Below are 15,073 nucleotides of genomic sequence, written 5' to 3' on the forward strand. Positions count from 1 at the left end.
GCCCCCTCTTCGTGCAGCCGGGTGTCAGGCCGCGTGCGTGAACAGCAGCGCGGTGTTGTGCCCGCCGAACCCGAACGAGTTGCTGATCGCCGCGGTCAGCTCGACCTTGCGCGGCTCGCCCGCCACGACGTCCAGCTGCACCCGCGGGTCCAGGTCGGTCAGGTTCCGGGTGGCAGGCACGAGGCCGTGGTAGAGCGACAGGATCGTGATGATCCCCTCGACCGCGCCCGCGCCGCCGACTAGGTGCCCGAGCGAGCCCTTCGGCGCCGTCACGACCACGTGGTCCCCGATCGCGTTGCGGATCGCCGCCGCCTCGCCGATGTCACCGACCACAGTGGACGTCGCGTGGGCGTTCACGTGCCCGACGTCCGCCGCGGTGACCCCGGCCATCTTCATCGCCGCGCGCATCGCGGCGATCTGGCCGACGCCCTCGGGGTGGTTGCCGGTGATGTGGTAGGCGTCCGAGGTGATGCCGTGGCCGGCGATCGTCGCGTAGACGCGCGCCCCGCGGGCCTTCGCCAGGTCCGCGCGCTCCAGGATGACCACGCCGGCGCCCTCGCCGAGGACGAAGCCGTCGCGGCTGGAGTCGAACGGCCGCGACGCGCTCGCCGGGTCGTCGTTGCGCGTGGAGACCGTGCGGGCCTGGGCGAACCCGGCCAGCGTGATCGGGTGGATGCACGCCTCGGCACCCCCGGCGATCACGACGTCGGCGCGGCCGGAGCGGATCATCTCCACCCCGCTGGCGATGCCCTCGGCACCGGAAGCGCAGGCCGAGGCCGGGGAGTGCACCCCGGCCCGCGCCTTCAGGTCGATGCCCACGTGCGCGGCCGGGCCGTTCGGCATCAGCATCGGCACGGTCAGCGGCGACACCTTGCGGAGACCCTGCTGGTGCAACAGGTCGTTCTGGGTGAGCAGCGTGACCGGGCCGCCGATGCCGGTGCCGATCGAGACGCCGAGGCGGTCCGGGTCGACGTCGGTGTGCTCGTCGGTCGGCTCGGTGTACCCGGCGTCGGCCCACGCCTGCCGGGCGGCGATCAGCGCGACCTGCTCGCACCGGTCCATCCGGCGGGCCTGGACCCGCGGCAGGACATCGGTCGGCTCGACGGCCAGCTGACCGCCGATCTTGACCGGCAGCTGCAGCTCCTCGACCCAGTCGGCCTCGATCGCGCGAACCCCGCTCGCCCCGGCCAGCAGACCGTCCCAGGTGGACGTGACGTCCCCGCCGAGCGGTGTGGTGGCGCCGAGACCGGTGATCACGACGTCGATGTTGCTCATGGGAGTCTCCTCAAGGAGGGAAGAGGACTTACTTCGAGTTGGCCGACACGTAGTTGACGGCGTCGCCCACGGTCTTCAGGTTGGCCAGCTCGTCGTCCGGGATCTTGACGCCGAACTTGTCCTCGGCCTGCACGGCGATCTCGACCATCGACAGCGAGTCGATGTCCAGGTCGTCCACGAACGACTTCTCGGCGGTGACGTCGTCCTGAGCCACACCGGCCACCTCTTCGACGATCTCGGCGAGGCCGGCGAGGATCTCAGCGTTGTCAGCCATGGGGTTTGTTCCCTTCTCGGTCTTACTGGGGGTCTGTTTCCCGTGGGCGACTGCCCGCGGGGAGCGTAACGGTGGTCAGGGGCAGACGAACGCCTGCCCGGCGTAGGACAGGCCCGCGCCGAACCCGACCGCCAGCACCACGTCGCCGGACTTGGCCGTCCCGGCCTTGCGCATGTGGTCCAGCGCGAGCGGGATGGACGCCGACGAGGTGTTGCCGGAGTACTTGATGTCGTCGGCGACGACCATGTCGTCGCGGGCGCCGTTGGCCCGCAGCTTCTTCGCGATCGCCTCGACGATGCGCAGGTTCGCCTGGTGCGGGATGAGGACGTCCACATCGGACGGCTTCAGCCCGGCGACCTCCAGCGCGCGCAGCGCGATCGGGGCGATCTGGGTGGTCGCCCACCGGAAGACCGACTGGCCCTCCTGGTAGATGTACTTCTCGTCGCGCATGTAGATCAGGTCGACCAGGTCGCCCGCGCTGCCCCAGGAGACCGGGCCGATGCCCGGCTCGTCGGACGCGCCGACCACCGCGGCACCCGCGCCGTCGGCGAAGATGATGGCGTTGGCCCGGTCGACCGGGTCGACCGAGTCGGTGAGCTTCTCCGCGCCGATGACCAGGACCTTCTTCGCCGAGCCCGCCCGGATCAGGTCCGAGGCGACGCCCAGGCCGTAGCAGAAGCCGGCACACGCGGCGTTGAGGTCGAACGCGCCGGGGCTCGGGATGCCGATCCGGGCGGCGACCTGCGCGGCGGCGTTCGGGATGAGCGTGCGCATCGTGCAGTTCGGCAGGATGACCGTGTCCACTTCGGACGGGTCGACGCCGGCGTCCGCGAGTGCCGCCTTGCCCGCCGCGACGGCGAAGTCGGTGAGCTCCTCGTCCTTCTCCGCGAACCGCCGCTCGATGATCCCGACGCGCGTCTGGATCCACTCGTCGCTGGTGTCCATGATCTTGGAGAGATCGTCGTTGGTGACGATCTTCTCCGGTTGCGCGCTGCCGATGCCCAGCACGCGGCTGCCGCGGGAGCCGGGGTTGAGGCTCAGGGCGGGTCGGTCGGTCACGAGGCGTCCTCCTGGCGCAGCGCCGCCAGCTCGGCAGGCGTCTTCAGCGCGGTGGTAGTGGTGACGACGCCCTTGAGCTGCCGCTTGACCAGGCCGGTCAGGGTGCCCGCGGGCGCGAGTTCGATCGTGCGGGTGACGCCGAGCGAGACGAGGCCGTCCATGGTCAGGTCCCAGCGCACCGAACGGGTGACCTGCGAGACGAGCCGCTTCAGGTACTCGGCCCCGCTGGTCACGACGCCGCCGTCCGCATTGGACAGCAGCGGGCGGACCGGGTCGGCCGGGGTCAGCTCGGCGGCGTGGGCGCGCAGCGCCTCTTCGGCGGGCGCCATGTAGTGCGTGTGGAACGCGCCGGCGACCTTGAGGGCGCGGATCTTCGTGCCTTCCAGTGGCTCGTCGACGATCTTCGCGATGGCGTCGGCGGCGCCGGAGGCGACGATCTGCCCCGCTCCGTTGCGGTTCGCCGCGGTCAGGCCCTGCTCCTCGAGCCACGCGACGACCTGCTCGGGGTCCCCGAGCATGACCGCGGCCATCGACGTCGGTTCCAGCGCGCAGGCCTTCGCCATCTCGGCGCCGCGGACGGCGGCGAGCGCGACGGCGTCCTCGGGCTTCAGCACGCCGGCGATCGCGGCGGCGGCCAGCTCGCCGACGGAGTGGCCGGCGACCGGCGCGTCCGCGGGCACCGGCGCGGTCGCCTGCAGGTGCTCGAAGGTGAGCAGCGACAGCGCGACGATCAGCGGCTGCGCGACCGCGGTGTCCTGGATCTCGTCGGCGTCGGCCTCGGTGCCGAGGCGGAGCAGGTCGAGACCGGCGCGCTCGGACCACTGCGCGACACGCTCGCGCGCGCCGTCGAGGTCGAGCCAAGGCGTGAACATACCGGGGGCCTGGGACCCCTGACCGGGAGCGAGGACTGCTGCTGTCACCCTTCAAGACAACACGGCGAAGCGGGTTCCCGGGGATGCCGACGTTCACAGTGTCTGCGCGGCGTCTTTGTCGGAACCCTCCAAAGACGCGCCGGAAGACCCCGCGCTTAACCCGGATGCCTTGTCGGGTTCAATCACCTTTCGCTGTTAAGTCCATCACGTGACGGGGCTCGCAGCAAGCGGTCACCAGAGGCCGCGGGCCCTGGCCAGCCGTCCCACGGTCAGCGCGATCCGCAGCACCAGCGCGTCGCGCGGGTCGGTCGCCTGGCAGCCGGTCAGGTCCGCCGCCTTGCGCAGCCGGTAGCGGACCGTGTTGGGGTGGACGAACAGCGTCTTCGCGCACGTCTCCAGGACCCCGCCGCTCTCCAGGTACGCCTCGACCGTGCGCTGCAGCGTCGCCCCGGCTTCCTCCAGCGGCCGCGCGATCGTGTCGACCAGCAGGCGCTCGGCCTCCGCGTCGCCGGACAACGCGCGCTCGGGCAGCAGGTCGCCCGAGCGGACCGGGCGGGGCGCGCCCGGCCAGCCGACCACCGCGCGCAGACCCGACAACGCCTCCGTCGCGCTGTGGTGGGCTTCGGCCAGTGACGGCACCGTCGGGCCCGCGACCACCGGGCCCTCGGCGAACGCCACCGACATCCGCGTCAGGATCTCCCGCTCCTTGACCCCACCCTCGGTCGGGCCGCCGACCACGACGACCAGCCGGGAGCCCTGCACCGAAAGCAGCACCGGGCGGCCGACGCGGGCCGCGCGGCTGCGGACCTCGAACACGATCGCGGGCGGGTCGTCCGACGGCGGGTTGCCGACCAGGACCGTCGCCGCCGCCGTCGGGTCCCAGCCCAGTGCGGTGGCCCGGGACAGCACCGACTCCTCGGCGTCGCCGCGGACGATGCCGTCGACGACCAGCGCCTCCAGCCGCGCGTCCCACGCGCCGCGCGCCTCCGCCGCGGCCGCGTACGAATTCGCCGCCGCAAAAGCGATTTCGCGCCCGTATCGGAGGATTCCCTCGATCAGGGCCGCCCGTTCCGTCTCGTTCGCGGCGAATTCGGGCAGCTGCTCCTCGAAGACCTCGATGGCCAGCCGCACCATGCCGACCGCCTGCCGGAGGCTGATCCAGCGCGACAGCTCGGCAGGCGCGTCGCGGAACGCCTCGGTCGTCAGCTTCAGCGCTTCCTTCGAATCACGCAGCCAGTCGACGAACCCCGACGCCCCGGCCTGCGTGATCAGCAGCACGCTCGCGCGCTGGTCGGCGGGCAGCCGGGCGAACCACGGCAGCCGCCGCTCCATCACCGCGATGCTCGCGCTCGCCAGGCTGCCGGACGCGCGTTCCAGCCGCCGGAGCGTCTTCGCGGACAGTCCGTGGTGCTTGGGCACCCGGCGGGGGGCGGTCGTTCCATCCATGGCGACGCGATCCTACGTGCCCGCAACTTTCGTAGCCCCCGGTGGCAACGCGCGAGGGTGGGCGGTGCGTGTACGCACTGCCTAGGATCGGGCCGGACAGGAACGGGGGAGCAGGAATGACCGGTTTAGAGATCGACGGGATCTCCAAACGCTACGGCGACGTGATCGCGTTGCGGGAAATGACTTTCGACGTCCGCCCCGGCGAACTGTTCGGGTTCGTCGGCAGCAACGGCGCCGGCAAGACCACGACCATGCGGATCGCGCTGGGCGTGCTTTCCGCCGACGACGGCCAGGTCCGCTACGACGGCGAGCCGGTGACGCACGAGACGCGCCGCCACATCGGATACATGCCCGAAGAACGCGGGCTCTACCCGAAGATGAAGGTCGCCGAGCAGCTGACCTACCTGGCCCGGCTGCACGGCATGTCGGCGGCGGACGCGCGGGCGTCGGCGGAGAAGTGGACCGAACGGCTCGGTGTCGCCGCGCGCCGCGAGGACGAGGTGCAGAAGCTGAGCCTCGGCAACCAGCAGCGCGTCCAGCTGGCCGCGGCGCTCGTGCACGAGCCGCGGATCCTGGTGCTCGACGAGCCGTTCTCCGGCCTCGACCCGGTCGCCGTCGACGTCATGAGCGACGTGCTGAAGGAAAAGGCCGCCGAGGGCGTGCCGGTCGTGTTCTCCAGCCACCAGCTCGACCTGGTGGAGCGGCTCTGCGACCGGGTCGGGATCGTCCGGAGTGGACAGATGGTGGCCGTCGGCACGGTCGGCGAGCTGCGGGCCGGGGGAGCGGTGCGGCTGCGGGTCGACGTGCCCGCCGCCGCCGACGGCTGGGCCGACGGCCTGCCCGGGGTGAAGGTGCTCGGCCGGAAGGGCTCGGTGACCGAGCTGGAGCTGGGCGAGGAGGCCGACGACCAGGTCGTGCTCAAGGCCGCGCTGGACACCGGCCCGGTCCGCGAGTTCGCCCGCGAGCAGCCGTCGCTGGCCGAGCTGTTCCGTTCCGTCGTCACCGAGGAGGTCCCCGCATGAGCACCCCGGTCCCGGACGTCCGGATGAGCCCGGCGGCCGCGGTGGGCCTGGTCGCCTCCCGCGAGATCACCACCCGCGTCAAGTCGAAGGCCTACCGCGTCAGCACCGCGGTCACGCTGCTGCTGATCGTGGCGGGCATCCTGATCATCAAGCTGGTCACCGGCGGGGGCGGCGCCGACTCGACCGTCGGCTACACCCCGGCGACCGCCGGGCTTTCGGCGCCGCTGAAGGCGGCGGGACAGACGATCGGCGAGAGCATCGACGTCACCCCGGTCGCCGACGAGGCCGCCGGGCGCGCCAAGCTGGCCGACGGCTCGCTCGACGCCCTGCTCACCGGCGACGGCCGCAGCGTGCACGTCCAGGTGAAGAAGGACCTCGACGGCCACCTCAAGGACGTCCTGCAGGTGCTGGCGCAGCAGGTGGCGGTCGGTCAGCAGATCACGGCGCTGCATGGGGACCCGGCGCGGTTCCAGGCCGCGGTCGCGTCCGCGCGGTTCGTCGAGGACCCGCCGCTGGAGCAGCCCTACGACTACAACGGCCAGCAGCTGGTCCTGGGCATCATCGCGGGCATCCTGATCTACATGTCGCTGCTGATGAACGGCCAGACCGTCGCGCAGGGCGTCGTCGAGGAGAAGACGTCGCGGGTGGTCGAGCTGCTGCTGTCGACGATCAGGCCGTGGCAGCTGATGGCGGGCAAGGTGCTCGGCATCGGGGTGGTCGGGCTGATCCAGATGGTCGTCATCGGCGTCGGCGGCGTGGTGACCGGGCTGGCGACCGGCGTGCTGACGATTTCGGTTTCGGCGGCCGTCGGAACCGTGGCCTGGCTGATCGTCTGGTACCTGCTCGGGTTCTTCATGTACTCGATCGTGTTCGCCGCGCTCGGGGCGCTGGTTTCGCGCCAGGAAGACGTCGGCGGCGCGACCATGCCCGCGCTGATGCTCGTGATCGCCGGATACGTGATCGGCATTTCCGTGCTGCCGTCGGATCCGGGCAACACGTTCGTCGAAGTGCTTTCGGTGATCCCGGTGTTTTCGCCGACGCTGATGCCGATGCGGCTGGCGATGGGCGGGGTGCCGGTGTGGGAAGCCGTGGTGTCGGTGGGGCTGGTGGTGCTGCTGATTCCGGGGCTGATCTGGCTGGCCGCCCGGATCTACCGGAATGCGGTGATGCGCACCGGTGCGAAGGTGAAACTGCGCGACGCCCTGCGCGCGGCGTGATTTCCCCGGTAATGCTCGAGCCCGGTAATGCTCGAGGCCGCCCGGCGCTTGCGGTTTACGCTGCGCCGGACGGCCTCGTCTCCCCGGTCCCCACCGGTAGGACCAGTATGGCCACCGGTGATCTTCGCGCGCCAGTCGTCTCACTCGATCGTGGGGCGCACGAGTTGCCGCCACGGGGTACCTGATCAACGATCCGGTGCAAAACCCGTGGAGGGAGTCGGTATGGGCCAGCAACTGAAGGACGGGCTCGGGCAGGCGTGGAACATGGTGGCCACGTTCGTCCCGAAACTCGTGGGATTCCTGATCATCCTGCTGATCGGCTGGTTGATCGCGAAAGCGGTCTCGAAAGGCCTGGCGCTCGTGCTCGGGAAAGCCGGATTCGGGAAACTCGTCGAGAAGACGGGCCTGAGCGGAAAGATCGGCCAGCAGCAGATCGACGCGACCGGGATCCTGGTGAAACTGGTCTACTACTTCATTCTGCTGATCGCGCTGCAGCTGGCGTTCGGCGTGTTCGGGCCGACGAACCCGGTGAGCCAGCTGCTCAACGACATCATCGCGTTCCTGCCGCGGATCGTGGTGGCGCTGGTGCTCGTGGTGGTGGCCGCGGCGATCGCGAAGGTGGTGCGGGACGTGGTGGCGTCCGCGCTGGCCGGCCGCGGGGCGGCGCGCCCGCTTTCGCTGGGTGCCTACTGGCTGATCATGGCGTTCGGCATCATCGCGGCACTGGGCCAGGTGAACATCGCGACGGCGATCACCGGCCCGGTCCTGATCGCGGTGCTGGCGACGATCGGCGGCGTGATCGTGGTCGGCTTCGGCGGCGGCCTGATCAAGCCGGCCCAGGACCGCTGGCGCGGCTGGATGGCGAGCATGGAACACCAGCTGGAGACGCCCCAGCAGCGCACCGGCGAGATGGGCACGGGCCCGGCGGCCCCGCGCGCGACGGTCGGCGCGGACAGCACCCCGACCCCGCCGGTCGGCACGCCGCGTCCCCCGGTCTGAGCCGTCCGCCCCAAGGTGGCCTTCGGTGCGTTCGGCGCACCCAAGGCCACCTTCGGTGCGTTCGGGCGAGTCTGCGCCTCCACGTCATCCCGCCTGCTCCACGTGGGCGATGTCCACGCTCCGGGATGTTCCGCCCCTCACACTCCCTGGGGAATGCGCCCCGTACGGAGCATGTTGGGAGCGGTAGGACGAAAGGGGCGTGACGTGGACTTCCTGCTGCACCACGGGATCACGGTGTTCGGCCAGTGGATTTCGATCGCGGAGCTCGCCGGGCAGGTGTTCGCGCTGGCGGTCGTGTTCCTCGCGCAACGGCGCACGCTCTGGACGTGGCCCGTGCAGGTCGGGGCCACCGTGCTGCTCTTCGCCGTCTACGTCTCCGCCCACCTCGGCGGGCTCGCCGCCCGGCAGGTGGCCATCCTCGCCATCTCCCTCTACGGCTGGTGGGCCTGGACGCGCCGGAAGGATCCCGTCTTCGGCGTCGTCGTCCGCAAGGGCAGGCTCGGTGAACGGCTCGCCATGCTCGGTGCCTTCGCCGCCGGCACCACCGTGATGGCGCTGGTCCTCGACGCGCTGAACGCGTCGTGGGCGCCGTGGCCGGACGCCGCCATCTTCGTCGGGACGCTCGTCGCCTTCGGGGCGCAGGGGCTCGGGCTGGTCGAGTTCTGGCTGGTGTGGCTGGTCGTCGACGCGATCGGCGTGCCGCTGCAGATCTCCTCGGGGCTGTACTTCTCGGCCGCGATCTACCTCGTGTTCGCCGGACTGGTCGTGCACGGCTGGTGGAGCTGGAACCGTTCCGCCAAGCGCGTCGCGGCCCGCGCCGGGGTCATGGCAGCATCCAGCTGAGCGCGGTGCTCTGACCCCACACGATCAGGCACATCACCAGCAGCAGCCCGACGCTCCACGGCAAGACCTTCCGCAGCAGCTTCCCCTCTTCGCCGGGCAGGTTGGCCGCCACGCAGGCGATCGTCAGGTTCTGCGGGGACACCATCTTGCCGAGGACGCCGCCGGAGCTGTTGGCCGCGGCGAGCAGGTCGGCGGGCAGGCCGGTCTGGTGCGCCGCCGTCACCTGCAGCGCGCCGAACAGCGCGTTCGCCGAGGTGTCCGACCCCGAGACGGCGACGCCGAACCAGCCCAGCACCGGCGACAGGAACGCCAGTCCCGCGCCCGCGGCGGCGATGAACGTGCCGATCGTGGACGTCTGGCCGGACAGGTTCATCACGTAGGCCAGGGCGAGCACGCCGGTGACGGTGAGGATGGCGAACCGCAGTTCCCGGACCGTGGCCAGCCACTCGCCCGCCGCGCCGCCGGCGGGCACGGCCAGCACCGCGGCCGTCAGGAGGCCGGCGAGCAGCACCAGCGTGCCGCCGGTGTTGAGGAACGGCAGCGAGAAGGTGTTGCCGGAGACCGGTTTCCCGTTCGGCGCGGCGACGTTCAGCCCGGGCCAGTGGAACTTCCATGTCGCCTTGTCCAGCAGCTTCTTGACCGGCGGCAGCACGGCGACGGAGAAGATCACGATGATGAGCACATACGGCAGGTAGGCCTTGACGACGTCGCCGCGGGCGTCCTCCGGCGGTGTGTCGGCGGACGCCGCCCCGCCGGTGCCGATCCGGACGCCTTCGGGCACCGGGCGCCGGGTCTGCGGGAGCGCGACCAGGGCGGCGGCCCCGGCGAGCGCGGCGCCGATGTCGGCCAGCTGCGGTGAGACGAAGTTCGACGCGAGGAACTGGACCAGCCCGAACGCGACCCCACAGACCAGCGCGGGCAGCCAGGTGTCCTTCAGGCCGCGTCTGCCGTCGACGATCAGGACCAGCAGCAGCGGCACGACCAGCGCGAGCAACGGCGTCTGGCGTCCGACGATCGAGGAGACCTGCTCCAGCGGCAGGCCGGTGACCTGGGCGAGGGTGACGACCGGGGTACCCATGGCGCCGAAGGCGACCGGCGCGGTGTTCGCGACGAGGGCGACGACCGCGGCCTTGACCGGGTGGAACCCGACGGCGACCAGCATCACGGCACTGATCGCGACGGGCGCGCCGAACCCGGCGAGCGCTTCCATCAGCGCGCCGAAGCAGAAGGCGATGATCAGCGCCTGGATGCGCGGGTCGTCGGAGATCCGGCCGAACGAGCGGCGCAGGACGTCGAAGTGCCCGGTCCGCACGGTGAGCCGGTAGATCCACAGCGCATTGACGACGATCCACATGATCGGCCACAGCCCGAACGCGGCACCCTGCAGCGCCCCGGAGACGGCCTGGACGACCGGCATCCCGAACGCGGCAACCCCGACGACGAGCGCGACGGCCAGCCCGATCAACGCGGCGTGGTGCGCCCGCATCCGGACGGCGCCGAGCAGGACGAGCACGGTGGCCAGCGGCAGCACGGCAACGAGCGCGGACAGGCCCAGCGAACCCAGCGGCGTCAGATCCTGCACGAACACGACGACCTCCGTTTCCACGATGCGAAAACGGCCTTTCGGCGGTGCCCGTGATCCTCCTCACAAACCGCACGGTCCGTCAAGAACTCGCAGCCAATCGGCGCCACCGGCCGAGCGCAAACCCGGATCTCGCGTGATCAGAGCCGGAACTCGCGTGATTGAAGCCGGAACTCGCGAGTTACGGCCCCAATCACGCGAATCACGTCCCCAATCACGCGAGTGACGGGTTAGCGGAGGGTTGCGTGGCTGGGCGTGAGGTCGGCGAGGGTGCGGACGCCGAGCAGCTGCATCGTGCGGACCATCTCCGTGCGGAGGATGTCGACGCAGCGCTGGACCCCGCGCTCGCCGCCGGCCATCAGGCCGTACAGGAACGCACGGCCGATCAGGACCGCGTCCGCGCCGCGGGCGATCGCCGCCACGATGTCGCCGCCGGACAGGATGCCCGTGTCGATCCAGACCTCCGCGCTGCCCTGCAGCTCGTCCAGCACGGCCGGCAGCAGCTCCAGCGGCGTCGGCGCGCGGTCGAGCTGGCGCCCGCCGTGGTTGGACAGCAGCACCGCGTCGGCGCCGTGCTTGACGACGTCGCGGGCGTCGGCCACGTTCTGCACGCCCTTGACCACGAGCTTGCCCGGCCAGGTGCGGCGGACCCAGTCGAGGTCGTCGTAGTTCAGCGTCGGGTCGAACAGCTTGTTCAGCAGCTCGGCGACCGTGCCGTCGAAGTGGTTGAGCGAGGCGAACGTCAGGGGCTCGGTGGTGAGCAGGTTGAACCACCACGCCGGGTGCAGCGCGCCGTCGAGGAACGTCTTGAGCGTCAGCGCCGGCGGGATCGTCAGCCCGTTGCGGACGTCGCGCAGCCGGGAGCCGCCGACCGGCGTGTCCACGGTCAGCATCAGCGTGTCGTAGCCCGCCGCCCACGCGCGATTCATCAGATCTTCGCCCGCGCCGTGGTCGCGCCAGACGTACAGCTGGAACCACTTGCGCGCGCCCGGCGCGGCGGCGGCGAGGTCCTCGATCGACGTCGTCGCCATCGTCGACAGGCCCACCGGGATGCCGTTGCGCTCGGCCACCCGGCCCACCGCGGCCTCGCCCTCGTGGTGCATCATCCGCGTGAACCCGGTGGGAGCGAAGGCGAACGGCAGCGCCGAGGTCTTCCCGAGGATCTCCCTGCTGGTGTCCACATCGGACACTCCGCGCAGCACATTCGGGTGGAACTCGATCCGCCGGTAGGCCTGGCGGGCGCGGCGCAGGCTGTCCTCCAGCTCGGCCGCGCCGTCGGTGTAGTCGAAGGCCGCCCGCGGGGTGCGCTTGCGCGCGATCATGCGCAGGTCGGCGATGGTGTGGGCGTTGGCCAGCCGCCGGTCGGTCGGGTTCAGCACGATCGGCTTCGGCCGCAGGATCTGCTTCAGCTCGCTCGGCTTCGGCAGTCGGCGCTTCGTCACCCTCATCAACTCCCTACGCGCAGGGGGACCCGGCAGACATCGGATGTCTACCGGGTCCCGAACCTAGCAGCAGATCACGCGTTCCCGGAATCCGACGTCTGCGGCCCGGCGGCCGAGATGTCGTCGAGCCGGTACTTCGTGGCCGCCTCGAGCACCTTCGCCTGGTCGACCTCGCCGCGCTTGGCCAGGATCGACAGCGCGCCGACGGTGATCGACTCCGCGTCGACCAGGAACTTCCGCCGCGCCGCCGGCCGGGTGTCGGAGAACCCGAACCCGTCCGTGCCCAGCGTCAGCATGTCGGTCGGCACCCACGGGCGGATCAGGTCCGGCACCGCGCGCATCCAGTCCGACACCGCCACGACCGGCCCGTTCGCGCCCTGGAGCGCCTCGGTGACGTACGGCACGCGCGGCTCGCTGCCCGGGTAGAGCAGGTTGTCGTGGTCGATCTCGACGGCCTCGCGCCGCAGCTCGGTCCACGACGTCGCCGACCACACCGCGGCCCGCACGCCCCACTCCTCGGCCAGCAGCTTCTGCGCCTTGAGTGCGTCCGGCATGGTCACGCCCGAGACCAGGATCTGCACCTCGGGGCCGTCGCCCGACGGGGCGTCGGCGTACTTGTACAGACCCTTCAGCAGGCCGTCGACGTCGAGGTTCTCCGGCTCGGCGGGCTGCTGGTACGGCTCGTTGTAGATCGTGATGTAGTAGAACACGTTCTCGCCGTTGCCGTCCGGCCCGGTCTCGCCGTACATCCGGCGCAGGCCGTCCTTGACGATGTGGGCGATCTCGAACGACCACGCCGGGTCGTAGGTCACCGCGGCCGGGTTGGTCGCCGACAGCAGGATCGAGTGCCCGTCGGCGTGCTGCAGGCCCTCGCCGGTCAGCGTCGTGCGGCCGGCGGTGGCGCCGAGGACGAACCCGCGGGCCATCTGGTCGGCGGCGGCGTACAGGCCGTCACCGGTCCGCTGGAACCCGAACATCGAATAGAAGATGTAGATCGGGATCATCGGCTCGCCGTGCGTGGCGTACGAGGTGCCGACGGCGGTGAACGACGCGGTCGAGCCCGCCTCGTTGATGCCCTCGTGCAGCAGCTGGCCCTTCTCGGACTCCTTGTAGGCCAGCATCAGGCTCGCGTCGACCGAGGTGTAGGTCTGGCCGTGCGGGTTGTAGATCTTGGCCGTCGGGAACATCGAGTCGAGGCCGAAGGTGCGGGCCTCGTCCGGGATGATCGGGACGACGCGCTTGCCGATCTCGGAGTCCTTCGCCAGCTCGCGGACCAGCCGGACGAACGCCATCGTCGTGGCGACCTCCTGCTTGCCCGAGCCCTTCCGGATGCCCTCGTAGACCTTGTCGCCGGGCAGGACCAGCGCCTTGGCCGCCTTCGGACGGCGTTCCGGCAGGAAGCCGCCGAGCGCCTTGCGGCGGCCGATCATGTACTCGATCTCGGGCGAGTTCTTGCCGGGGTGGTAGTACGGCGGCAGCTTCGGGTCGCGCTCGAGCTCCTCGTCGCTGATCGGGATGCGCTGGGCGTCCCGGAACAGCTTCAGGTCGTCGAGGGTGAGCTTCTTCATCTGGTGCGTGGCGTTGCGGCCCTCGAACGCCGGGCCGAGGCCGTAGCCCTTGATGGTGTGGGCCAGGATCACCGTCGGCTGGCCGTGGTGCTCCATGGCCGCCTTGTACGCCGCGTACACCTTGCGGTAGTCGTGGCCGCCGCGCTTGAGGTTCCAGATGTCGGCGTCGGAGAGGTCCTTGACCAGGTCCTTCGTCCGCGGGTCGCGGCCGAAGAAGTGCTCGCGGACGAAGGCGCCGTCGTTGGCCTTGTACGTCTGGTAGTCACCGTCCGGGGTGACGTTCATCAGGTTGACCAGCGCGCCGTCGCGGTCGGCGTGCAGCAGCGAGTCCCACTCGCGGCCCCAGATGACCTTGATGACGTTCCAGCCCGCGCCGCGGAAGTACGACTCCAGCTCCTGGATGATCTTGCCGTTGCCGCGCACCGGGCCGTCGAGCCGCTGCAGGTTGCAGTTGATCACGAAGGTCAGGTTGTCCAGGCCCTCGCCGGCGGCCACGTGGATGAGCCCCCGCGACTCGGGCTCGTCCATCTCGCCGTCGCCCAGGAACGCCCAGACGTGCTGGTCGGTCGTGTCCTTGATGCCGCGGTCGCGCAGGTAGCGGTTGAACCGGGCCTGGTAGATGGCGTTCATCGGGCCGAGGCCCATGGACACCGTCGGGTTCTCCCAGAACTCCGGCATCAGCCGCGGGTGCGGGTACGACGGCAGGCCGCCGCCCTCGCCGGCGTGGCTGTACTCCTGGCGGAAGCCGTCGAGCTGCGACTCGGTGAGCCTGCCCTCGAGGAACGCGCGGGCGTAGATGCCGGGGGAGGCGTGGCCCTGGATGAAGATCTGGTCGCCGCCGCCGGAGTGGTCCTTGCCGCGGAAGAAGTGGTTGAAGCCCACCTCGTAGAGCGCGGCCGAGGACGCGTAAGTCGAGATGTGCCCGCCGACGCCGACGCCGGGACGCTGCGCCCGGTGCACCATGATCGCCGCGTTCCAGCGGATCCAGGCCCGGTAGCGGCGCTCGATGTCCTCGTCGCCGGGGAACCACGGCTCGTTCTCGGTCGGGATGGTGTTGACGTAGTCCGTCGAGGTCAGCGCCGGGACGCCGACGTTGCGCTCACGGGCGCGCTCGAGGATGCGCAGCATCAGGTACCGGGCGCGCTGCTGCCCGCCCCTCGCGAGGGCCTCGTCGAAGGAGTCCAGCCACTCGGCGGTCTCCTCCGGGTCGATGTCGGGCAGGTGCGCCGCCAGTCCGTCACGGATGACGCGTACGCGTGCCGGGGTCTCCTTGCCGGAGGCGCCGTCGTTCTGCGGGGCCAAGGGGTCTCCTTGCGAAAAGTTGTAGCCGGTTGTGCTCGTACGCGGGGGTGTACGACTCTCCATCGTCGTCGTCCGTCCCGGCTTCCGCACCGCTACTTGGCGGTAACATAGGCCGACCCGGTCGAGCCACTCCCAGCGCGCGGTGTATCGCGCGCGCGTTTTCTTCCTCCCC

12 protein-coding genes are annotated in these 15,073 nt (G+C 70.7%); 4 read left to right on the plus strand and 8 right to left on the minus strand.

The annotated features are described in order from the left end of the window. Positions 1–24: 24 nt before the first annotated feature. From ABJI51_RS07625 to ABJI51_RS07645, 5 genes are all read right to left on the minus strand, one after another. Positions 25–1,275, minus strand: coding sequence for a beta-ketoacyl-[acyl-carrier-protein] synthase family protein (locus ABJI51_RS07625; RefSeq protein WP_348948620.1), 1,251 nt, complete (start codon positions 1,273–1,275; stop codon positions 25–27). Between the two features lie 28 nt (positions 1,276–1,303). Then, positions 1,304–1,549, minus strand: coding sequence for an acyl carrier protein (locus tag ABJI51_RS07630; protein ID WP_004559006.1), 246 nt, complete (start codon positions 1,547–1,549; stop codon positions 1,304–1,306). A 75-nt stretch (positions 1,550–1,624) separates the two neighbouring features. Next, positions 1,625–2,608, minus strand: coding sequence for a beta-ketoacyl-ACP synthase III (locus ABJI51_RS07635; RefSeq protein ID WP_348948622.1), 984 nt, complete (start codon positions 2,606–2,608; stop codon positions 1,625–1,627). After that, positions 2,605–3,528, minus strand: a complete 924-nt coding sequence (locus ABJI51_RS07640; RefSeq protein ID WP_348948624.1) for an ACP S-malonyltransferase — start codon at positions 3,526–3,528, stop codon at positions 2,605–2,607. Before ABJI51_RS07640 ends, ABJI51_RS07635 begins: the two co-directional genes overlap by 4 nt. A gap of 183 nt (positions 3,529–3,711) precedes the next feature. Beyond that, the gene (locus ABJI51_RS07645; protein WP_348948626.1) at positions 3,712–4,926 is read right to left on the minus strand and encodes a PucR family transcriptional regulator; all 1,215 of its coding nucleotides are present in this window, start codon (positions 4,924–4,926) and stop codon (positions 3,712–3,714) included. Between the two features lie 116 nt (positions 4,927–5,042). Here ABJI51_RS07645 and ABJI51_RS07650 point away from each other — a divergent pair, with 116 nt between their 5' ends. The 4 genes from ABJI51_RS07650 to ABJI51_RS07665 all read left to right on the plus strand — a co-directional run bounded on the left by ABJI51_RS07650 (position 5,043) and on the right by ABJI51_RS07665 (position 9,007). Next, positions 5,043–5,948 carry an ABC transporter ATP-binding protein gene (locus ABJI51_RS07650; RefSeq protein ID WP_348948628.1) on the plus strand — a complete coding sequence of 302 codons (906 nt, stop codon included), beginning with the start codon at positions 5,043–5,045 and terminating at the stop codon, positions 5,946–5,948. Further along, positions 5,945–7,165, plus strand: coding sequence for an ABC transporter permease (locus ABJI51_RS07655; protein ID WP_348948630.1), 1,221 nt, complete (start codon positions 5,945–5,947; stop codon positions 7,163–7,165). The genes ABJI51_RS07650 and ABJI51_RS07655 overlap by 4 nt, the downstream gene beginning before the upstream one ends. A 222-nt stretch (positions 7,166–7,387) precedes the next feature. Then, positions 7,388–8,164, plus strand: a complete 777-nt coding sequence (locus ABJI51_RS07660) for a mechanosensitive ion channel family protein (RefSeq protein ID WP_348948632.1) — start codon at positions 7,388–7,390, stop codon at positions 8,162–8,164. A gap of 204 nt (positions 8,165–8,368) precedes the next feature. After that, complete coding sequence (locus tag ABJI51_RS07665; protein WP_348948634.1) at positions 8,369–9,007, plus strand: nicotinamide mononucleotide transporter family protein; 639 nt, start codon at positions 8,369–8,371, stop codon at positions 9,005–9,007. Here the strand turns inward: ABJI51_RS07665 and ABJI51_RS07670 are convergent. From ABJI51_RS07670 to aceE, 3 genes are all read right to left on the minus strand, one after another. Continuing rightward, positions 8,988–10,595: an L-lactate permease gene (locus ABJI51_RS07670; protein ID WP_348948636.1), complete on the minus strand. Its 1,608-nt coding sequence runs from the start codon at positions 10,593–10,595 to the stop codon at positions 8,988–8,990. The genes ABJI51_RS07665 and ABJI51_RS07670 overlap by 20 nt on opposite strands. A 224-nt stretch (positions 10,596–10,819) precedes the next feature. Continuing rightward, positions 10,820–12,031 carry an alpha-hydroxy acid oxidase gene (locus ABJI51_RS07675; protein WP_348948637.1) on the minus strand — a complete coding sequence of 404 codons (1,212 nt, stop codon included), beginning with the start codon at positions 12,029–12,031 and terminating at the stop codon, positions 10,820–10,822. Between the two features lie 74 nt (positions 12,032–12,105). After that, complete coding sequence (aceE, locus tag ABJI51_RS07680; protein ID WP_348948638.1) at positions 12,106–14,901, minus strand: pyruvate dehydrogenase (acetyl-transferring), homodimeric type; 2,796 nt, start codon at positions 14,899–14,901, stop codon at positions 12,106–12,108. Positions 14,902–15,073: the final 172 nt, after the last annotated feature.

Origin of the sequence: Amycolatopsis melonis (assembly GCF_040064235.1) — a bacterium.
Classification (GTDB): domain Bacteria; phylum Actinomycetota; class Actinomycetes; order Mycobacteriales; family Pseudonocardiaceae; genus Amycolatopsis; species Amycolatopsis melonis.